At 31.6% G+C, this 20,949-nt stretch carries 23 protein-coding genes, 2 tRNA genes and 1 pseudogene; 15 read left to right on the top strand and 11 right to left on the bottom strand.

Annotation, left to right across the window (positions count from 1 at the left end):
* Positions 1 to 551: 551 nt before the first annotated feature.
* The gene (locus AAGD36_RS05770) at positions 552 to 1,193 is read left to right on the top strand and encodes an ankyrin repeat domain-containing protein (protein WP_341755286.1); all 642 of its coding nucleotides are present in this window, start codon (positions 552 to 554) and stop codon (positions 1,191 to 1,193) included.
* Between the two features lie 456 nt (positions 1,194 to 1,649).
* Positions 1,650 to 2,063: a helix-turn-helix domain-containing protein gene (locus AAGD36_RS05765; RefSeq protein ID WP_341748206.1), complete on the top strand. Its 414-nt coding sequence runs from the start codon at positions 1,650 to 1,652 to the stop codon at positions 2,061 to 2,063.
* Positions 2,064 to 2,477: 414 nt separating this feature from the next.
* On the opposite strand, the gene AAGD36_RS05760 is transcribed toward AAGD36_RS05765, so the two are convergent.
* Positions 2,478 to 2,999 carry a helix-turn-helix transcriptional regulator gene (locus tag AAGD36_RS05760; RefSeq protein ID WP_341755285.1) on the bottom strand — a complete coding sequence of 174 codons (522 nt, stop codon included), beginning with the start codon at positions 2,997 to 2,999 and terminating at the stop codon, positions 2,478 to 2,480.
* Between the two features lie 476 nt (positions 3,000 to 3,475).
* On the opposite strand from AAGD36_RS05760, the gene AAGD36_RS05755 reads away from it, so the two are divergent.
* Positions 3,476 to 3,823: a hypothetical protein gene (locus AAGD36_RS05755; RefSeq protein WP_341755284.1), complete on the top strand. Its 348-nt coding sequence runs from the start codon at positions 3,476 to 3,478 to the stop codon at positions 3,821 to 3,823.
* A gap of 14 nt (positions 3,824 to 3,837) precedes the next feature.
* Here the strand turns inward: AAGD36_RS05755 and AAGD36_RS05750 are convergent.
* Positions 3,838 to 4,394 (bottom strand): annotated as a pseudogene (locus AAGD36_RS05750) (IS110 family transposase); the annotation flags it as partial.
* Positions 4,395 to 4,461: 67 nt separating this feature from the next.
* Positions 4,462 to 5,043, bottom strand: a complete 582-nt coding sequence (locus AAGD36_RS05745; RefSeq protein WP_341755283.1) for a hypothetical protein — start codon at positions 5,041 to 5,043, stop codon at positions 4,462 to 4,464.
* 407 nt (positions 5,044 to 5,450) lie between these two features.
* Here AAGD36_RS05745 and AAGD36_RS05740 point away from each other — a divergent pair, with 407 nt between their 5' ends.
* The 4 genes from AAGD36_RS05740 to AAGD36_RS05720 all read left to right on the top strand — a co-directional run bounded on the left by AAGD36_RS05740 (position 5,451) and on the right by AAGD36_RS05720 (position 7,334).
* Positions 5,451 to 5,807 (top strand): hypothetical protein, encoded by a 357-nt coding sequence (locus AAGD36_RS05740; RefSeq protein ID WP_341755282.1) that lies wholly within the window; start codon positions 5,451 to 5,453, stop codon positions 5,805 to 5,807.
* 261 nt (positions 5,808 to 6,068) lie between these two features.
* Positions 6,069 to 6,145 (top strand) — tRNA-Asp (locus AAGD36_RS05735).
* A 137-nt stretch (positions 6,146 to 6,282) separates the two neighbouring features.
* Positions 6,283 to 6,525 (top strand): hypothetical protein, encoded by a 243-nt coding sequence (locus AAGD36_RS05730; protein ID WP_341755281.1) that lies wholly within the window; start codon positions 6,283 to 6,285, stop codon positions 6,523 to 6,525.
* A gap of 476 nt (positions 6,526 to 7,001) precedes the next feature.
* Positions 7,002 to 7,334: a hypothetical protein gene (locus AAGD36_RS05720; protein WP_341755280.1), complete on the top strand. Its 333-nt coding sequence runs from the start codon at positions 7,002 to 7,004 to the stop codon at positions 7,332 to 7,334.
* 150 nt (positions 7,335 to 7,484) lie between these two features.
* Here the strand turns inward: AAGD36_RS05720 and AAGD36_RS05715 are convergent.
* Positions 7,485 to 7,572: transfer RNA gene (locus AAGD36_RS05715), tRNA-Ser, on the bottom strand.
* Positions 7,573 to 7,984: 412 nt separating this feature from the next.
* Positions 7,985 to 8,623 carry an endonuclease III gene (gene nth / locus AAGD36_RS05710; protein ID WP_341751347.1) on the bottom strand — a complete coding sequence of 213 codons (639 nt, stop codon included), beginning with the start codon at positions 8,621 to 8,623 and terminating at the stop codon, positions 7,985 to 7,987.
* 50 nt (positions 8,624 to 8,673) lie between these two features.
* Between nth and grxD the strand changes: the two genes are divergently transcribed.
* Complete coding sequence (grxD, locus tag AAGD36_RS05705; protein WP_341755279.1) at positions 8,674 to 9,006, top strand: Grx4 family monothiol glutaredoxin; 333 nt, start codon at positions 8,674 to 8,676, stop codon at positions 9,004 to 9,006.
* Positions 9,007 to 9,085: 79 nt separating this feature from the next.
* On the opposite strand, the gene AAGD36_RS05700 is transcribed toward grxD, so the two are convergent.
* The 5 genes from AAGD36_RS05700 to AAGD36_RS05680 form a co-directional block, all read right to left on the bottom strand.
* Complete coding sequence (locus tag AAGD36_RS05700) at positions 9,086 to 9,487, bottom strand: response regulator (RefSeq protein ID WP_341751345.1); 402 nt, start codon at positions 9,485 to 9,487, stop codon at positions 9,086 to 9,088.
* Between the two features lies 1 nt (position 9,488).
* Positions 9,489 to 10,265 (bottom strand): HAMP domain-containing sensor histidine kinase, encoded by a 777-nt coding sequence (locus AAGD36_RS05695; RefSeq protein WP_341755278.1) that lies wholly within the window; start codon positions 10,263 to 10,265, stop codon positions 9,489 to 9,491.
* Positions 10,266 to 10,544: 279 nt separating this feature from the next.
* Positions 10,545 to 11,144, bottom strand: a complete 600-nt coding sequence (gene recR / locus AAGD36_RS05690; protein ID WP_341747653.1) for a recombination mediator RecR — start codon at positions 11,142 to 11,144, stop codon at positions 10,545 to 10,547.
* Between the two features lie 128 nt (positions 11,145 to 11,272).
* Positions 11,273 to 11,758 carry an RDD family protein gene (locus tag AAGD36_RS05685; RefSeq protein ID WP_341751342.1) on the bottom strand — a complete coding sequence of 162 codons (486 nt, stop codon included), beginning with the start codon at positions 11,756 to 11,758 and terminating at the stop codon, positions 11,273 to 11,275.
* A gap of 105 nt (positions 11,759 to 11,863) precedes the next feature.
* Positions 11,864 to 12,514, bottom strand: coding sequence for an MJ0042-type zinc finger domain-containing protein (locus tag AAGD36_RS05680; protein ID WP_341755277.1), 651 nt, complete (start codon positions 12,512 to 12,514; stop codon positions 11,864 to 11,866).
* A gap of 95 nt (positions 12,515 to 12,609) precedes the next feature.
* Between AAGD36_RS05680 and dapD the strand changes: the two genes are divergently transcribed.
* The 6 genes from dapD (at position 12,610) to AAGD36_RS05650 (ending at position 18,211) form a co-directional block, all read left to right on the top strand.
* Positions 12,610 to 13,431: a 2,3,4,5-tetrahydropyridine-2,6-dicarboxylate N-succinyltransferase gene (gene dapD, locus AAGD36_RS05675; protein WP_341755276.1), complete on the top strand. Its 822-nt coding sequence runs from the start codon at positions 12,610 to 12,612 to the stop codon at positions 13,429 to 13,431.
* 122 nt (positions 13,432 to 13,553) lie between these two features.
* Complete coding sequence (gene uppS, locus AAGD36_RS05670) at positions 13,554 to 14,243, top strand: polyprenyl diphosphate synthase (protein WP_341755275.1); 690 nt, start codon at positions 13,554 to 13,556, stop codon at positions 14,241 to 14,243.
* Positions 14,230 to 14,910: a phosphatidate cytidylyltransferase gene (locus AAGD36_RS05665; RefSeq protein ID WP_341755274.1), complete on the top strand. Its 681-nt coding sequence runs from the start codon at positions 14,230 to 14,232 to the stop codon at positions 14,908 to 14,910. The genes uppS and AAGD36_RS05665 overlap by 14 nt, the downstream gene beginning before the upstream one ends.
* On the top strand, positions 14,888 to 15,205 hold the full coding sequence (locus AAGD36_RS05660) for an FtsB family cell division protein (RefSeq protein ID WP_341751337.1): 318 nt from the start codon (positions 14,888 to 14,890) through the stop codon (positions 15,203 to 15,205). Before AAGD36_RS05665 ends, AAGD36_RS05660 begins: the two co-directional genes overlap by 23 nt.
* Before the next feature lie 14 nt (positions 15,206 to 15,219).
* The gene (locus tag AAGD36_RS05655) at positions 15,220 to 15,831 is read left to right on the top strand and encodes a ribonuclease H-like domain-containing protein (protein ID WP_341756019.1); all 612 of its coding nucleotides are present in this window, start codon (positions 15,220 to 15,222) and stop codon (positions 15,829 to 15,831) included.
* A 304-nt stretch (positions 15,832 to 16,135) separates the two neighbouring features.
* Complete coding sequence (locus AAGD36_RS05650) at positions 16,136 to 18,211, top strand: ATP-dependent DNA helicase RecG (protein WP_341755273.1); 2,076 nt, start codon at positions 16,136 to 16,138, stop codon at positions 18,209 to 18,211.
* Positions 18,212 to 18,375: 164 nt separating this feature from the next.
* Here the strand turns inward: AAGD36_RS05650 and AAGD36_RS05645 are convergent, their stop codons facing one another.
* Complete coding sequence (locus AAGD36_RS05645; protein ID WP_341755272.1) at positions 18,376 to 20,019, bottom strand: hypothetical protein; 1,644 nt, start codon at positions 20,017 to 20,019, stop codon at positions 18,376 to 18,378.
* Positions 20,020 to 20,211: 192 nt separating this feature from the next.
* Between AAGD36_RS05645 and AAGD36_RS05640 the strand changes: the two genes are divergently transcribed.
* Positions 20,212 to 20,934, top strand: coding sequence for an alpha/beta hydrolase (locus tag AAGD36_RS05640; RefSeq protein WP_341755271.1), 723 nt, complete (start codon positions 20,212 to 20,214; stop codon positions 20,932 to 20,934).
* Positions 20,935 to 20,949: the final 15 nt, after the last annotated feature.

The following is a 20,949-nucleotide window of genomic DNA, read 5'->3' as shown; positions in this document are numbered from 1 at the left end:
CACTTTAAGTCTGATTGTTTACATTCTCATTCCAATGTCGGATTAATGAAATTAATCCGAGATTGAGGTGATAAGAGACTTATTTGATAAAAAATGCTATAGTCAATTTTATTTTCAAATGCTACCATACACTATTTGCACTAGATTGTCACGTTAAGTTAACCTCATTTAACGCGAATTCGGGATAAGAATTGATAAATTCTTATCCCCAAATTTGGTGAAATTATCGAAACAATCAGATTTGAGACGGCTCTGTATCTGATTGTTAAATTAATATTTTGCTAAAAACATGATTTTAAAAGATTAAAATCATGTTTTTAGCTTTAGAAAGGTTTAAAATGCATTCGCGTTAGCCGCTTTAAGAATGCATTTTCCCTTATATTAAAGCCAATTCGGAGTCACATTCGAGTATATAAACCTTTGATTCTATTCATTCAACTTAAAAAATTTTTAAATATTGCTTGCATGTAATGGGATTTTACTGTAGTATGATCACAAATATCCGTTTGAAACGGATATTTGTGATATAAAAACTAATTGGAGGAATAAATATGACGTTTGGAACAGTGTGTAAGCAAGTTGTTGCTAAAATACTCTATGGTGATTTAATTACTTTATTCGATAAAAATCCTTTATTTACAGCTGTAAAAAAAGGTAACGTGAAGTTAGTAAATCATTTAGTTACAAAAGGTAATGTAAATAAGCAAGATAAAGACGGTAATACTGCACTACATTATGCAGCAGAAAAGAACAATCCTAATAGTACTAAGATCATTGAAATGTTATTAGACATGAATGCAGATCCAAATATAGCTAATAAGGATACTAATACACCATTAAACATTGCTTCTATAAATGGTAATTATTCAAATGTTGGTCTATTAGAAAGATATGGTGCTGAAATTAAAAAACTAGATTTGGTTAAGGCACAGCTAGCTAAGAAGATAAAGGGAGATATGAGTGATTTTCGGGAATTATTGAACAAATCAATGGGTTTATCATCTGATGCTCATTTAAAAAAGATAAGTGATATTGTAGAATCCTTATATGAAGCAACAAGTCATGATTACACTACTGATTATTCATTTAATAATAAATGTACTCCTATATACCAAAATGTACTTGAGCGTGGTATTGGTGCAGTGTTTGTTCCATTGTCAGGGGTAGATGAGGGGCTATCTTTTGATTATTAATGAAGCAAGTGGGTAGCAACTGGAAAATGGATGGAACATATATTAACCTCAATTCGATGTAAGGCATCGGTTTAATAGCCTAGGGTGTCTCAGATGTCACCCCACAACTATTGAAAGTTAGTAAATACAGATTCTTTATACGTCTATTAACGAGAAGGCCGTAAGGTCGACGAGGCAATCCAGTAACATCATTTATCTATAGATTGTTTCCTAGATTGCTTCGTTTACGCTCGCAATGACGTTGTGGTATAGGTATTTGTAAACTTTCAACAGTTATGGATGTCACCCCTAATGGCATACTGAGCCTACTATTAATTTATATATAGACAAAAACAACAGCTAGAGCAGCAGGAACAATTAGAATTAACACGGAAAAAATAATGTAATTGGTATTTACTTTTTGATTATTATACCTTATATTTTAAAAATATTAATTTTATATACAAAGTATTACTTATGGCAAATTTACAGGCTAGACTTAATTCGTTAATGGCTCAAAAAAACATAAATGCTATAGATATAGAGAGGAAAACTGGACTAAGTAGAAATACTGTCTATAGCATTTTGTATGGTAGTTCAAAAAATCCTAGTGCTAATAATTTACAATTAATTGCAAAAGCCTTAGACATTAACTTGGAAGCTCTTGTTATTGATAATGAAATAAACCTCGAGATACTAACTGTTGATCAGATAAAAATTTTTAGCAAAGCTACTAGTGCAACAATTAATATATTAATTGAAAGAAACTTAAGTTTCTCATTGAGAAACCTTACAACTCTAATAAAAGAAGTATATGAGTATGCTTTGAAGAAGCAGTCTGTTGATAATACATTTATAGATTGGATAATTGATAAATATCATAAACCTTAATTGTGTGATTATAAACACGGTTACAAGATGATTGTCAGATGAATAAATTTATAGTGTACTCTTCTGATCCTACGAATTGTTTTTTGAGAATATCATTGATTCGCATGCGTAACTATACTATATATACGCTATGCCTTCTCACCATTCATTTTCAAATCAATTCTTCAAATCATTTGAGTAAGCCTGTCCATAGTACCCTACATTTTTCTATAATTGTCATAGCAAGGCTCTTTAGATGCCGTGGCGATCTAGGTAAACAGCGAAGCTGTTTTTTTAGAGTAACGCTTCGCGTATCCTAGATTGCCGCGTTGCCGCTTTTTCGCGACTCCTCGCTAATAGACGATCAGTAGCCATTTTAATAGTGGTTATATAAAAAATGTAGGGTACTATGGTCTGTCAGTAGCCACTAAAAATTCAATCAGAAGATTTACCATTGTCAGTATCTTTAGTAGGGGCAATTCTGCCAATCATTTCATCTAGTGATATTTCAAAATAATCTGCTAGGGCTACTACAATTTGACTATTTAAAGTTTTTTGTTCTCTATTACTATTAACAAAACTATGTAAAGAGTTATTACTAAAACCTATAGTCATGCCTAATTTATATAAGTTTAAATTTTGTTTCTTTACCTTATCAATCAAAAATTTCTTTATATTAGAAGTGATGTCACTTGATGTAATTTTATAAAATTCTAGACTTTCTATATTAGGTAAAGAAATATATTCATTTCTTCCTACAACTTCATCCATAGAACACTTAAAGTAGTCAGCAATTTTTAATATATTACTAATAGTTGGGTTGGCTTTCAGACCTTGCATAATATTAGTTACAGTAGAATAAGGAATGCCACTTTGTTCAGCAAAATCTTTTCTTGTTAATTTTAATTCATCAAACTTTTTTTTGAGGAATTCTTGTATTTGGTGAACAAGGGCCATATACTCAGAACAATTAAAATTTGAATACTCCCACCATAGAAATATTTTTTCTTGACACCTCAAAATAACTACAATAAACTAGCAAAATAGAATGAGATTATTAAAAAAGAGATCAGTGATTATTGATTAATTTTTTAAAGCAAAGAATATACTTTGCTAAATCTCAAACTAAAAAACCAATATAATACTTAAGCTCTACTCTTAAATAAAGCTCAAGTATTATTAGTTAACTGGTAAGTACTTTCAAGTTCGCAAAATTTCTAAGTACTTACTAGTAGCATTAATCAAATAGCATCAACTGCTATTTAAATAATAACCTTTTTATTGAGGTATTACTGTGATCATATACAAATTTCTTAGCCAAATCAACCCCAAATCAACTTATTTCAACCTCATTTATTTTCACAATCCTGGTAATACCATAATTCTATAATGTAAATGGTATCAATCTTAGAACAATACAATGGAAGTAGAATATGTATTACCCACTATTAGTCATTCTAGCATTTAGCATAATCATTGGGCAGATGTTGTTAATTCGGTTATTTGTCAAGTGGTTTAGTAATATCCAGCTAAGCTATAACAATATTATTAGCATCAGTAAAGACTTCCCCAATACCTACATTAAGGCAAAAGATGAAATAACACTATTGCATAAAGAAATAATAGAGTTAATTACTCTAACTACTAAGAAAGAGCAAGGTATATTACATATGACGTTTCGTTTAGAAGAGATGCATATATGCATAGAAATGCTACTTAATGAATTTAGAGAGCTTACTAGATCTAGCAATACTACGTTACAGACCAAGGAGGAAAAATAATTCTTATAATAATCATATAATGATTGTTGTAAATCAAACTTTGGGGAGTTCCTGCTCTTATGTTGCTTTTTACTATTTGTTAAATCACCATCGCCACGTTTATCAAATTTTTTGTAGCATGTTTTTATTGCTTCGTCACACTCTCTGATTTGTTTTAGGTAAAATTCATAAATATCTAATTCTTGCTTAATACTATAAGATGCTCTTTGCGGTAATCTCCTTCTAGTGCTTTAACGATAGTCTCTAAATGCAGCTAATTTATTTGCATCTCTCTTGCCCTCTATAATTGCTTTTATTATGTTCATACCTGTTACGCCTGTTATATTGCTAATCACATGATGTAATTGGATGTTCTCTCATTAAGTGCTTTTTGTATACGGTTCACATGGGTTGCGGCATTCTTTGTTAATCTGTCTCTTTGTCTAGTAAGAGTTCATAATTCACATATCTGCTCTTCTAGACGAAATGAACCACTTAATAATCCATAGCTATGAAGTTGTTGTAACCACTGGCAATCCTGAACATCTGTTTTACGTCCAGGTACGTTCTTTACATGCCTAGCATTTACTAAGTGATAATATTGAGGATTTTTGCTTTAAGTTTGGAAATAATATAAGTAATAGGGCTTTGAGCAAACGTTATATACTTCTTTTTTTCTCTTTAATTCTTTTTTTGTCATGTGATTGAGAAGGTGTGATTGGGATTACTCTATAACCACAACAATTCATTTTTAGCATAAAATATAGCCATGTTGTTTGTACTAAATATGCTGATATGAAACGATATAGCCAATCGCTAACTATAAAATACTGTATAATTGTATTAAACACACCCCAACCAAGAGTAAGAATAGTAATAAACCGGATATCGTCAGTAATTCTACCACTTCTAGAAATTTTAAAACTCTTAGGAGAATAATGTTTTAAAAGGTTAATATGACTATAGCTAAAACAACCAATGATTAATATTATAACAAAAGATGCACCTATAAAAAAATTGAAATTAAAGAGTTGTTGAAAATCTCCGGTCTTGATATAATCAGATATTGCTTTTTCCGCCCAGTTGCTATCGCTTAATCTTTGGTTTATATATTCAAAAAATTTAAATCCTGATATGACTGGTATTATACTGCAAGATATTAACGTATAGTCATATCTCATAACAAATATCCATAGTGATATTTGCTTTTTAATCATGTTAATAAATGCTAATCTATTCATAAATTACCTTTTTATTATTTAATTTATATCATAGTTAACTCGTTTTTAGATAACTCCTTCGTCATTGCGACTTATCTTCCAGACAAAAATGACCTGAAATTATGCGGCTTTGCTTTTTTTCTGTCAAGTATTATTTTTTTCTTGCATTTTTGGGTAGTTCCATACATGACACCAGTTTGACATAGGCAAATGCTAATCGGGTATTACTTCAAAGCCACTAGTCTCTAAACTTTAAATATCTATCTACCAGCTACCAACAAGGCTTTTGAAGTTACCAATGATCAACATGGCTTTACTACTATGCTTAGCACTATTAATAAATACTATCCTGCCTTATCTGAGTTAATTGTTGTCTTTGAACCTACTGGTGGATATGAACATAATTTAAGAGAATTTTTAAAAATAAATTGCCTTTTGCTACAGTACACCCTAATAAAGTGCGTAGTTATGCTAAAGCTAGAGGATGGCTTGCTAAAACTGATAATATCGATAGTAAATTGTTGCATGATTATGCAACGTGCTTTGCTTTACCAGTGAAGGTTACTTATGATAGTAATAGCCAACAACAGTTACATGCTTTATTAAAAAGAAGAGAACAATTATTACTATTTAAGAATCAAGAAATTGCTAGGCAGGATACTGAGTTTAATGCGGTCGTCATTTTATCCTTGAACCAGCATATTGCTAGTTTAACAGAACAATTACAAGAGATTGAGTATAGTATTAAAGCTTGGCACACCGAAGATAAGTCACGAGTTTGCTAAAGATATCTAATATAAGCAATCAAGTTAAATTAGTTACTGATGAGTTCTTGACAGGGGAGTTGACTTTATATATATTACGGCTTACCTATATATACTCGATGAAAATCAAGAATTGCGTTGTCGTCTTCAGGGATCGTAGGTAGCCACGTACTAAATGTACTCTCCGCTCCTTGACCCTTCGATTCCTGCTACTATCATAATTTTGATCTTCGTCTATCAACTCTTCATTTACGAGTAGTATATCATAGTAAGCCTGATAAAGGGGGTGTAGCTCAGTTGGTTAGAGCGTCTGCCTGTCACGCAGAAGGTCGCGGGTTCGAGTCCCGTCACTCCCGCCAGTTCTTATCAGGGTTTCAGGATTTTCTTACTTTATTAAAAATTTCATATGTAATTCATATGTAACTTCTCAGACAAATTTCCTGAAATTTGACCTACAAAAAAATCTATTTTTAACCCTGTTACAAGGAGAGGAAATATGACAGAATCGTTAACTTTTTCTCGCTCTGTAGTTGAAAATCAAGATATTATCTTTTATAACATAGTCGGTAATTTTGTCCCACCTGAGTGGCGGAATCTTACCAACAATTGTGGTAAACAATTAAGTAAAACGTCTCGTCAACTTTTATCGTTGATAGTTTCTCGTCTACAATTTTATAACAAGATAGGTAAGCCAGCAAGGAATTACAAGAAGGCTATCTTTTCTTCCAGCAACAGTTAGGAGTGTGTCAAAAACGGGTAAAGCAATGTCTAGAAGAACTGAAAGACAGTGGTTTAATTGATTGTCATTTAACTACTTTGATTATACATAATATGAGATGTCCTAATATTCAATAGACCTTATATCTTAAAAATTTTGTCAGTCTCCGTAAAACTAATTGCCAAACTAATAATTATAATTCTAACCAACAAGAATTTTCAAAACAATCTGAAACAAACCATAATTCAATAGACCAAAATATTCAACCTAACTCGAAAAAAATTTTCAAAAAAACGCATCTATATATAATAGGCCTCTTTCGAAACTCTCTTGTGCTGAGGGATTTGAAGGAGACGCTTCACCTAGAACCGCAGTGTACTCTAATTCCGTTACGGATTCGAGTACCGCATCGATGTACAAATCACCAGCAGAAGTAGAGTTTCGAAAGAAGTCTAATATCTAGATATGGAAAAAATCAAGAAAATTGTGGACAAACTGTGTCAAAGCCTCAATCAACTGAGGAACAAAACGTTAATTTACCACTTGAGGTAACGACGAAAAGAGGTGAAAAAACTTTGTCAGAAATTGAGTCAACTGAGGAGCAAAGTGTTAATTTACCTACAGAGGTAACGGTAAGCTCAGCAAATGAAGCATCACCCTGCAATTCCTCTGATGCATCTCCAACTGATGACGAGTCAGATTACGATTCAGATTCTGATTCAGATTCTGATTCAACAGATGGCTATTCAGGAGGTAACGGGTCTGAGCAAGAAGCTAGTGGGAAATTGCCTAGGTGGCTCAGTGATATTGCCAAACAGGCTAAAGTGTAGATTGTAATCAGGTTTTGATCCCCTATTGTAATAGGGTTAAAAATATATTTTTTTGTAGGTCAAATTTCAGGAAATTTGTCTGAGAAGTTACATATGAATTACATATGTAATTTTTAGTAAAGTAAAAAATCCTGAAATCCTGATAAGAACTGGCGGAGAGGAGGGGATTTGAACCCCTGACACGTTACCGTGAACACGCTTTCCAGGCGAGCGCCTTAAACCACTCGGCCACCTCTCCATCTATGGGAATTCAGAATAACAAGTTACATCGAATTCAGTGTTATATATAGAAACAATCAGGTTTGAAGCGGCTGCCCACCTGATTGTTAAAATATAACACTCCATTCAATATGTGATTTTAATTATTAAAATCACATATTGAATGATGAAAAAAGTTAAAATGCACTCGTAGAACCGCTTCAAGAGTACATTTTTCCTTATAACAAAGCAAGTATCGATATAAGAATTAATAATTCTTATATCGAACCAAGGTTACGTAAGCAATAGGTTTGGTATACTATTCGTCTTTAAAGTGTTAGCATTGTCTTACTATCGGGACTTTGCGTACTCACATATTAAATATACGATTAGTTAACTTGCCACTCGTACTCCTAGCCAATTCTTTAAAGCAGAAGTGTATCTACAGTTTGCTACTTCAGAAAATTATTAGCATAATACTCACAATATTCTTTAACTGGGCAAGCAGGGCAATTTGGTACTCGTGCTTTGCAAATATACCTACCAAGCAATATCAACCAGTGATGAGCATGTTGTAACCATTTTTTATCGATAACTTTAACTAATTCAAGTTCTACTTTTTTGGGAGTATTACTATTTGCCAGTCCTAATCTTTTAGAAACTCTAAATACATGCGTATCAACTGCGATAGTTGACTTACCAAAGAGGCAATTCAATACTACATTAGCAGTTTTTCTTCCGACACCTGGCAATTTAATTAAGTCATCAAAATTGTTAGGTACTTTGCTGTCATACTTATCTATCAAAATTCGACAAAGTGCAACAATATTTTTTGCTTTGGTTATAAATAAACCTATTGATCTTATATAGGTTCTTACCCCTTCTTCCCCGAGCTCTAATATTTTTTCTGGTGTATTATACTTCACAAACAATAATCTAGTTGCTTTATTAACTGAAACATCAGTTGCTTGTGCGGATAATATCACCGCTACTAATAGAGTAAAATTATTAACATATTCTAGTTCCGTTCGGGGAGTAGGATTATTTTGGCTTAAAATTTCAAAAATTTTATCAACTATTTGAGCTTGCATAATATAACATTTAAGAGTAAAAGAAGTTATAATTTTTATCAGGTTTAGGAATGTTAGAGAATAGAAATTTTGATTTTATAAAAAATGAAATTGCTAATCATGATATTGTATTATTTATGAAAGGCACTGCCAATTTTCCTCAATGTGGTTTTTCTGCTACCGTTGTTTCTATCTTAAAAAAACTTGGCGTAGAATTTCGTGATATTAATGTTTTAACCGATCCTAGCTTACGTGAAGATATCAAATCTTTCAGTGATTGGCCTACCATACCACAGCTTTATATAAAAGGGGAATTGATAGGTGGCTGCGATATAGTACGTGAGATGTATGAAACCGGTGACCTTGTTTCATTATTAAAAAATAAACATATAATATCTAAGTAACCTCAATTAGATATAAGAATATTTATCTTATATCTAATTGCCTTATAAATGAGTATACTCTTCTGCTTTGAGTATATATCTAGTTATGGAACTGCCTTATAGTTTCAAGCAGTTCTTCGTTTTTATAAGGTTTATGGATTAGGTATGTTGCTTGTTCTTGTAAGAGCTTTTGCATTTCCTGATGATTGCTAGACAAACCAGTTTGAAAAATTATAGGAATATGTGCAAGGTTCTCATCACTTCTTATTTGTTTATGTACTTCACAACCTGTCATATCAGGAAGAGAAATATCAAGAAATATTAACTCTATTGTATTAGCATGTGTTTTAGATAAATTAACTGCTTCTTGTCCGGAATAAGCACTGATAATTTTATATTTTTGTTCATAATGTAGCACTAAGTTTATTACGTCATGGCAAATTGGTTCATCATCAACAAAAAGTATAGTAAATACTTTTGCAATATTATCCTTTGTAAGCATTTTATGTCTCTTTTTTATCGTATACAGGAATCATAAATTCTAATTTTGTTCCTCTTTTACGGTTATTCTCGGCATAAATATAACCATTATGAGCCAGTACAATTTCTCGGCAAATAGATAAACCAACACCTGTACCAAGAAAATTATTATTAGTTCGTGAACTACGAGTAAATACTTCAAAAATAGTCTCAAGTTCTGAGTCTGGAATTCCTATACCTGTATCGATTAGGCTAAAGCACCAATAAGGAATATTTTCATGATTTTTTAAATCAATTACCGCTATAATTAATCCTTCCTTAGTATATTTGAGTGCATTATTAAATAAATTATTTAATAATTGGTTAATCCTAATTTTATCTCCATTAATCATTGCTTTTGTAATACTATGATCAATAAGAATAATATTAATTCGATCGTTAATTATGTTTAATTCTGTAAGTTGCTGCACGGTCTCTTTTATAGAAGATAATAGATCCATAGCAACAAAATTAAACTGCATTTTCCCGGTACTAAACTTAGATAGGTCTAGTAGGTCATTAATTAATTTTATAAGACGTTGATTATTTTTAGCTATTATACTGACATACTTTACGTGTTCTTGCTCATCCATTTTATCCCAATTTTCATATAAAAACTGAGCGATACTACTTCCCCCATGTATCGAAGTCCTAATTTCGTGAGTAACGTGATTCAAAATATTATCTTGCTCTGATATCTTTTGTTCTAACTCTAATATTTTAGTTTTTGAATTATTTCTTAAATTAAACCACGAAAACATCTTGTACCTGCAAATATAAAGAACTACAGGAATCAAAAATATGACTAAAATAGTCCAAAAAAGTTGGTACATATGCTTACTTTAGTTAAAATAATTATATGCAAGGTAAAATATAAAATAAACTAATGAAAATATCTAAAAATTTCAAATTAACATTTCATATAAATAATTCTAATTTAGTAATCTCTGATAATTTATTAACAAAATTTAATATAATATCTAACCAACAGTTTATATATTATATTAAATTTTTCAACACAATAAATAATTTTTAATAAATTAGTCAAAAGGCTGTCTTAAGGTTATTGCAGCTGATAAAGTTCCTTCATCTAAATAGTCTAGTTCTCCCCCTATTGGAATGCCGCTAGCTAATCTTGATATTTTGATAGTATAATCTTTGAAATATTCAGTAATGAAATAAGCTGTAGTTTGACCTTCTAAGGTAGAATTAGTTGCAATAATTATTTCATTAATGTTATTCTCTTGGCATCTAGCTAGTAATTCTGGTAGTCTTAATGCTTTAGAATTATGGCTATTTGCAGTTGACAAATTATGTCCTAGTACATGATAATATCCATTAAAAATGCCACTACGCTCTATTGCCCACAATTCTGTCACTGTTTCAACAATTGCTATAATAGATTTGTTGCGATCATCAGATGAACATACTCTACAAATATGATGAGAATCTATGTTGCCACAAATATCGCACTTGACAACATTATTATCTACGTAAGAAAGAGCTGAAATTAAACCTTTTAACCTAACGTCTTTTTCTTGTAAAAGATGCAGGACTATACGCCTTGCTGATCTTTGACCAAGACTAGGTAGTTTGGAGAAAAGATAGATCAACTGATCTATTTCATTTAGTTTATTCATTTTAGCATACCTTTACTACTTATAACTTGATTATCGAGTAAAATGAAAAATCATATTGGATGGCATCGTTTTTACTACTAATAATCCAGTGATACTACTACAACTTTTAAAATTAATACTATTGTGTTTTAACTTTTAATAACCACTGTTCCAGCAATTTTATCATGCAAAGCTTGGCGTTGTTTAGAAAATAGTATAAACCAAATACCAACTAGCACTAATACATATCCACAAAATCTTTTAATTAATTGCCATTTACTAGGTTTTCCAAGAGTGATTGCGTCTACTATTTTCATATGCATAACCATTTTTCCTGGAGTAGCACCCAAATAAATCCAAAAACCAATAAAATATGTTGCAGCTAGGGCAAAATTAATTATAAACATTAAAATAAATAATGTAAGAACATTACTAGCAGTTACATTTTGAACTAACTCCGGTTTCGTGCTACCCATTATTAGTATGTCCGCTATACTAGCTTTAAAAAAAAATAAAGACAGTCTAGATAACATAAAGTGGGTGATCGGAGTTGTAAAAATTGATAACAAAAACGAATCTAGGCAAGAAGCAAAGAGCCTAGGAATTAGTTTAGGGTATATAATTTGTTTATTCATTTTTTTCTATATATATCACGGAAGTTCGATGTAGCTTGTTACATCGAACTTCCGGTTATGTTATGGGAGTATTTGAATTGATTATAAGTCTCTTTCAAAAGAAGTCTAATGTAATATGAAATCCAAACTATTACCAAGCATAATATTTAACAACTCACTTGAACGAGGAACTACATCAAGATACGTAGCGATGTCGATATGTTGCTTAGGTGGCAATTTAATATTTTTTTGATTCATTATATAGGATTTTACTGTTACATATTTTTTATTGAGCAATCTAACCCGAATAAGTGGTATTGTCACATCATGGTCAGAAGTATTACTTATCCTGTAGGAAACTTTAATTTGTCCCATTTCTTTATTTTGTTCAACATGTATATTTCTTATAGTTAATATATTATTATTCTCTTTATACAGAGCTGGTATATTAAACTTCTCGTGAAATAACATTAATAATAAGAAGACAATTAAACTAAGCCACAATAATATAGATAAAATATGCGATTGCTCAGGAATTTTAGTTGGTAATAAAGCCGGTAAGTTAGTACCTTTAGTTAAATATATTTTATTATTTTCATTAGTGCTAGCGTTTTTTGTGGTATTATCTGATATAATAGGAGGTTCTTGCTGATCAAGCTCTGCCTTTTGATACCATATATGGTGGCATTTTGAACATTTGACCTTCCTACCAGTCATACCTATTTGTTCTTTTGAAACTATAAAGGTAGTGTTACAATTTGGACAAGCAATACTCATTTACGTGATCTAATTTGTATACTCAAATTTGAGCATATAGGTTGACTTAAAAATAAAGTAAATTATGATTTTTTTTACAATTTAGCAAGGATGTTATGCAAAAACATATTAATACTATAGAAGAATTTTGGCAAATACGCGATAAATTAACTCAAGATGCAGAAAAAACTAATTATGCCAAACAAATATTGCAGGATATTATTGATGGCTTGAATCAAGGGTTAATTAGGGTTTGTGAAAAAGAAGGAGCTGATTGGCGAGTTAATCTTTGGGTAAAAAAAGCAATTTTATTACATTTTATTGTAACTGATTCGCAAATCCATTCTGGTGATTGTATGAAATGGTATGATAAAATTGCTCCCAAATTTGCTACAAATCATAATGAAGAATTATTTAGAGCCCATGGCTGTCGTATCGTTCCCGGAGCATTTATAAGAACGGGGGCATATTTAGCTAAAAACGTTATTGTTATGCCTTCTTTTATTAATATAGGTGCATATATAGGAGAAGGAACAATGATTGATACTTGGGCCACCGTAGGATCATGTGCACAAATAGGAAGGAATTGTCATATTTCTGGCGGAACAGGTATTGGTGGGGTACTAGAGCCAATACAAGATACCCCGGTAATAATAGAAGATAATTGTTTTATAGGTGCAAGATCAGAAATAGCAGAAGGGGTTTTAGTAGAGGAAGGAAGTGTAATTAGTATGGGAGTATTTATTGGTGCATCTACCAAGATAGTAGATAGGGAAAGTGGAAAAATAATTTATGGTAGAGTTCCGGCCTACTCAGTTGTAGTACCAGGCAACTTACCTGCTGATTCAGGAAAACCAAGTTTATATTGTGCAGTAATCGTTAAACAGGTGGATAAAGGAACTAGAAGTAAAGTATCCATAAATGATCTATTACGATGAAAATTTCCTATAACTGACCGCAAATATATGTTCATTAATGGCATTTCTGTGTTATTATATAGCTAACCTGAGCAATAGTAATGGTGATAACTTCTAGTCATCCCAGCGTATATACAATAAATATGAGTATAATCAACACAGTAAATCATTTAGCCATAATCATGGACGGTAATGCAAGGTGGGCTTTAGAAAAAGGCTTACCAAAATCTGAGGGACATAGAGCAGGTGCTAATAGAGTAAAGAAATTATTACCAGATTTTATAGAACTTAATATACCTTACGTGACACTTTATACTTTCTCATCAGAAAATTGGCGTAGGTCAAAGACTGAAGTGACATTTTTACTAAAATTATTACGTTATTATCTAAAAAATGAGACTACACTACTACACGAAAACGGAGTCAAAATAAAAGTTATCGGTAGATTGGATATGTTAGATAATATGTTACAAAAACAAATCCATGATGCTATAGAATTAACAAAACATAATAATAACATAACTCTTTGTATTGCTTTTAGTTACGGCGGGCGAGCAGAGATTGTTGACGCATGCCAGAAAATCATCAATTCTAGTAAAACACAAATTAGCGAGAATGAGTTTGGTAATTATCTATATGATCCAAGAATGCCTGATGTAGATTTGTTAATTCGTACTGGTGGTCTATGTAGAATCAGTAATTTTCTACTATGGCAAGCTGCCTATGCTGAACTATATTTTTTACCTAAATACTGGCCTGACTTTAACAAACAAGATATACTAGAAGCGTTAAACGATTATTCAAAAAGAAAAAGGAATTTTGGTGCTAGATAAGAGGTCTAATATAGTAGTAAGAATATTATCAGCCCTAGTAATAGGACCAGTATTTATTATAGCAATAATGTTCATTAAGTCATTATTTTATATAATTATGTTATTAATTGCCATAATTATGTCATATGAATGGTATCAAATGACAAAATCGTCCTTTTCCCATATATTACTGGGCTTTGTTATCATTCCCATTCCCACTATATCTTTAATAATAATTGCTACTGAAGATAAAAATCGATGGCTATTATTACTATATTTCATTATAATATGGTCAGTTGATATATTTGCTATGATTGGTGGGAAGAATATAGGCGGACCTAAGCTGACCCCCAAGATTAGTCCTAACAAAACTTGGAGTGGATTAATCATAGGGGTATTAGCTAGTGGGCTTACAGCATTTTTATTAAGTTTAGTACCTAGCTTTGACTTACCAACTGACTATTTATTAAACAAACGGCACTTAATTATAGCAGCTATTTGTTTAGCACTAATAGCACAAATGAGCGATTTATTTATTTCATATTTTAAGCGTAAATTTGCTATAAAAGATACTGGTACTATAATACCAGGTCATGGCGGTGTTCTAGACCGATTTGATAGCATAATTCTTACCGCCCCAATATTATTTTTATTATTAAAATATTATGAATTATCAATATTTTATTGATTCAGTTAAAAATTCCAAAAAGATAATATTTAATGTTTTGCTATCTTTATTATTAGCTTATTTTATCTTCCATTCTATTTGTGGTAATAGAGGGATTATTGCTTATTTTACATTAAATCAACGACTCGAAAAAACCTATAGTGAACTAGAAAATTTAAGGGCAGAACGCATTGAACTTGAACATAAAGTAAAACTACTTAGACCAGAATCTCTAGATAGAGATATGCTTGACCAAGAAGCAAGAAGAGTTCTAGGGGTAGCGTCGCCAAAAGAACAGGTTTTTACCATAAAATAACTTAGGAGGTTATTATCAGTATTATAGTTTTTCAGAATGATCTCCCGGAAGATTTTAATATTGCAGGAGACCTAGCAATCGATACAGAAACGATGGGATTAAACTTACATAGGGATAGGTTATGCCTTTTGCAACTGAGTAATGGAGATGGTAAGGCTTACTTAGTAAACTTTATTGACAAGAATTACGCAGCACCTAATTTAAAAAAACTATTGCTTGATAAGAATCGATGCAAAATATTTCACTATGCTAGATTTGATTTAGCAGCAATAAGAAAATATCTTGGAATAGATTTGGAGAACATATTTTGTACAAAGATATCTTCTAAACTAGTTAGAACCTATACTGATGCTCATGGTTTAAAAGACTTATGCCGTGAATTACTTTCAGTCCAAATTTCTAAACAACAACAATCTTCCTACTGGGGAAGGGTGGATCTTACAGCTGAACAAAAAGAATATGCTGCCAAAGACGTCCTTTACCTACATCAACTTCGTGCTACCTTGCAAGATATGTTACTGGCCGAAAATAGGTTAGATATTGCAAAACAAATTTTTAAGTTTTTACCTATTAGAGCCAACTTAGACCTAGTAGGATGGAACGATATTGATATTTTTATGCACTAAACTCTAGATGCTGTAAATAAAATATAGTATTATTAACCTGAGCTCGATGTAACAAATTAATATACTCAGGTAGAACTTCAAGAATTGGCGTTCCCGCGACCAAAGATCGAAGCTGCTCACGTACTCATGTACGCTACGCTGCTCGACTTTGCTATGCCTAGCTCTTCTTGAAGTTATACTATCGTCTACCAACTCTTCATTTACGAGCAGTATATGTATGCTACGCCTGCTCACCATTCATTTTCAAATCCAATTCTTCAAATTATTTGAGTATATTACATCGAATTCAGGTTAATTAAAAAATATGTTAACAATTAACAAGTTTTTTTTCTCGTTGATTAAATCACGTATTAACGTTAGTGATAATATAATTATTGGACTTAAAAGATTGGGAATAATCAATTTAAGAGATTTGTTATTTTACCGTCCTACTTCTTATCAAATTAAAATAATTTCACCAAGTTTATCTTCACTAAAAAATGGTCAGTTAATTCAAACTGAAATAACAATTGAAGAAGTGCTTGTGCCTAAGAACAAAAAACAGCCTTTGAAAATCTTAGGATACAATGAGACTGGCTCAATTCTGTTGATATTTTTTAATAGGCCCTCTTATTTTATCCTAAGTAAACTTACAATAGGCAGTAAACATACAATTAATGGCAAGGTACAAGTTTTCTCTAGCTTACCTCAAATAGTCCACCCAATATTTATTTTGGATCAAAAACTTACCAGCCCCCTAGAACCAATATATCCTTTGACCTATGGGATAATTAATAAGCAACTTTATTCCTATATAATAAAGGGGCTTGATTTGTTTGAGAAAGAGTGGTGCTGTATTCCTGAGAGTTTTCAAGAAGTAAAGGATTATACTAAATCATTATTAGAAGATTTAAAAACTTTACATTTATATCAGGTTAAAACTAAGCAATTAGAAGAATTACATACTCAAGCTTTAAGACAATTGGCAGAAAAGGAACTTTTTGCTAACCAAATTTCATTACAATATCTCCGCCAACAAACAAAATTAAAACAAGGCAATTCATTTGCAGGGTCTAGTCAGCTACAACAAGCAATACTTAAGACATTAGGCTTTGAACTCACACCTGACCAAAAGAACGTGATTGAGGAAATAGCAAAACATCAATTATCTCCTACAGAAATGATGTGCTTACTCCAAGGTGATGTTGGTTCTGGTAAAACCCTAGTAGCTTTATTGACAATGGTCACTGTATCATACCATAAATTTCAAGCTGCACTAATGGTCCCTACCGATTTATTAGCAAACCAGCATTACCAATTCTTTGTTAAAGCCTTAAGTGAAACCGGAATAAGGCTTGGTTTACTTACTGGAAAAATATCTACCAAAGAACGAAACAAAGTTCTATCAAGCCTAGAAAATGGAGATATTGATATATTAATTGGCACTCATGCATTATTTCAAGAAAAAGTAAACTTTAAAAATTTAGGTTATATCGTCATTGATGAACAGCATAAATTTGGTGTACAACAACGGTTAGATTTAATTAATAAAGCCTCTCATCCCGATGTTTTGGTGATGACCGCAACCCCTATTCCTAGAAGTCTTACTTTGACCATGTTTGGAGATATGGATATTGCTAAATTAACAAGCAAACCAAAAAATCGACTACCAATTATTACTAGCATATTGCCAAAGACCAAGCTAAATGATGTAATCTCAGTTTTAGATAAAAAGCTAAAATTTGGAGAGAAAATTTACTGGATATGTCCCCTTATCGATCAAAATGATGAAGAGTTAACAACACAGTCAAAAAATACAGGATTAACCGACATCAACACTAGACTAGTTACCATTGAGAATGCCTACCCTAACATTACAGGTACTATACATGGCAAAATGAAAAATGAGCAAAAAGATATGATTATGCACCAATTTAAGAATGGTAATATTAAAATCTTGGTTGCTACAACTGTAATTGAAGTGGGTATCGATGTACCAGAAGCAACCTTAATAGTAATAGAAAATGCTGAACAGTTTGGTTTAGCTCAGTTACATCAGATAAGAGGTAGAGTTGGACGTGGAACTTTACAATCTCATTGTATTCTTCTATATGATCCTCAAAAATTAACTATGGTTGCAAAATCTAGATTTGAAGTGATGAGAAATAGCAATGATGGTTTTTATATAGCAGAGCAAGATCTACTCTTAAGAGGTAGCGGAGAAATATTAGGAACAAAGCAAAGTGGTGAAATAAGATTCTTTTTTGCTGATCTAGCTAGAGATTTAGACCTTTTAACTAAAGCAAATAAATTAGCAGAAGAAGGTTCAAAAGATCATTCTGAACTCTCTCTACTTCAAATAAAATTATTTGCTAGAGTAGAGTTTAATGAATTGAACTAACAGTTCAATCGTTATTCATTCAGATTATATACTCAGGTAGAACTTCAAGAATTGGCGTTGTCGTGTCTAAAGATCTCCGCTGCTCACGTACTAATGTACGCCTAGCAGCTCGACTTTGCTACTGCCTAGCTCTTCTTGAAGTTATACTATCGTCTACCAACTCTTCATTTACGAGCAGTATATTTAGCAGAATATTCCCACATAGGATTCCAATAGGATTCCAATAATATTTTACCAGCTTCTATACTATCTACAATAATGCCAAATTGTTGTAATGATGTTGGGTAAAAATTATGACTACCAAAATAAAAAACTTTGTCATCTACTATCCAAAATTTATTATGGCTTCTTGCATTGGTATTGATAATATGATTATAACTTATATAAGCAAGATGGAGATGCTGTTTTAATTCTTGTGCGGCTATTTTACTCTCAACATGATAATTAGAAACTATTGTATTAAGTATATAATCATATAAATATTGTAAATCTACATGATCTGAGTAATTAAATCTGAATAAGTTGCTGGTCACTATATATGTATCTACTGCATTATTATGTATAGCATATGCTATTGCTTGAATAATATTACCATTAACAGTACTAATTGGTGGCAGTATTTTATTTAGCAGTGGATAATTACTCTCTTTAAAAAATAGGGCTTGTTGGCTAATTTTGATAGAGCGAGTAGCATTTTTTAGAGCAAATACCCTTGCAATTTCTGATTGATCAGCATCATCACCAATGCCAACTCCATTGTTCAATTTACTAATAAACATTGCCTGTACAGGTAATGAACTATTAACATTAAATTCGTTATTTAAGGAAATAGCTTTAGCACATTTTGTTGAAATATACCCCTTCTTATATGTATAACAATGGTTTACTGCTATAGCTCGATGATGTTGTACATATTTCCATAATATATTAGCATAAGTTGTTGCCCCATTTACAACAGGTCCAAATATTTTAATATTGGCATCATTAACTGGCTCTGCTTGAGTGTAATCCTGACCAAATAAATTTTCTCCACCAGTGATTAATGTATTACCATCCACCGCAATAATTTTGCCATGATTCCAAGAGAGATCAAGAGAGATATCATGTTGTTTCTCCTGATTTCCACAATTGGATTTAAATGTACATGACCTAATATTAGCAATTGATATAATTAGTTTATTATTGGCTGGTAATTTAGAAATAATATTATTTAAATAGCTTTTCATCCATTCAGGTGGAACTTCTTTATACGTACCATATAATAAGCGTATAGTTATAAAATGAGGAGAATTAATGCTTTTTTTACCTAGTGTTATGACAGCATTTTGCAACATAGCAGTAAATGCTCCTGAACTAAAGTAATCTTTACCGAGAGTTGTAATATCTACAGATGTAGTGGCATTAATAATTGTGTTATACATAGTGTTTAACACATTATATGCATTTGTTAAACATAATGTTCTATTATCCAAAGTAAAGTCAGCAGTTTTACAAGTACTGATTCCGCGACAATCTGATTGAGTACGGCATGTTGGGACAAAAAATTGTGCATCTATCACGTTATCTGCAACTGGCGTAAGCCCTTCTCCATATTCTTCTAAAGTAGCACCCCAAATATTTGGTGTTTGCAGTAACCAATTATTTGGTATTAAATAATTGGTTGAAGGTTTATTATAGGTAATATTGTTGTAACTTGGAGATGTTATCAATAAATGTTGATATATGCTATCAATTGACAATGGCTGTGCCAAAGCGGGTTTAATCGTAAATAATAAAATTAATAGTTTAATAATTAATATATTCTTCATAGTCATTTAAACATACAAATTTGAATAATAAGAATCCTAGCAGAAATACTAATTGATATCTAGGGGAATTTAAAAGTCAGTCTTATAACATTACTAACATATAGTTATCTTGAAATCTATAAAATGGCATGTTATAATTTTATTTTTTGGTCTTAGTGATCGATATAAATTGATATATTATATGTTATAATTATGGCTAACGTTTTTTTTAATGGTCCTGCCGGTCGGATCGAAGGGCTTTATACTAAATCTAGTAATCCTAAAGCCCCCCTTGCTTTATTATTACATCCACATCCGCTTTACGGTGGTACTATGAATAACAAAGTGATTTATAATATATATAAATCATTAGTAGCTAATGGGTTCACAGTACTCAGAATTAATTTTAGGGGCGTTGGACGTTCCCAGGGAGAGTTTGATAACGGTATTGGCGAAATGACTGACGCTGCAACAGCACTTGATTGGCTGCAACTTAACAATCCTACTAGCAGTCTAAATTTGATAGCGGGGTTTTCTTTTGGAGCATGGATAGCCATGCAACTTATCATGAGAAGGCCAGAGATTAATAATTTTATTGCGATATCTCCGCCAGTGAATAAATATGATTTTTCGTTCTTATCTCAATGCCCTATTTCTGGCTTTGTAATACAAGGTGACAATGATAGTATTGTACCCGAAGAATCAGTGCTTGAATTAGTAGATAAATTATCTAAGCAAAAACATATAACTGTCGATTATAAGATTATCCAAGGAGCCGATCATTTTTTTCGGAACAAGCTTGGTGAATTTACCCAAGCAATTAATGATTACTTACAATTAAGGTTATTGAATCATCAGGTTACGCATTTAAAGAAGGATTTTTTTACTGAAGAAAATTTAGCAAACAAACCGCTACAAAAAGTTTTCTTAGATTAACTGCAATTAACAATT

The organism is Candidatus Tisiphia endosymbiont of Ptychoptera albimana (genome assembly GCF_964026605.1).
GTDB lineage: Bacteria > Pseudomonadota > Alphaproteobacteria > Rickettsiales > Rickettsiaceae > Tisiphia.
Note: the sequence above shows the minus strand (reverse complement) of the source record. Positions and strands in the feature narration are given on the sequence as shown.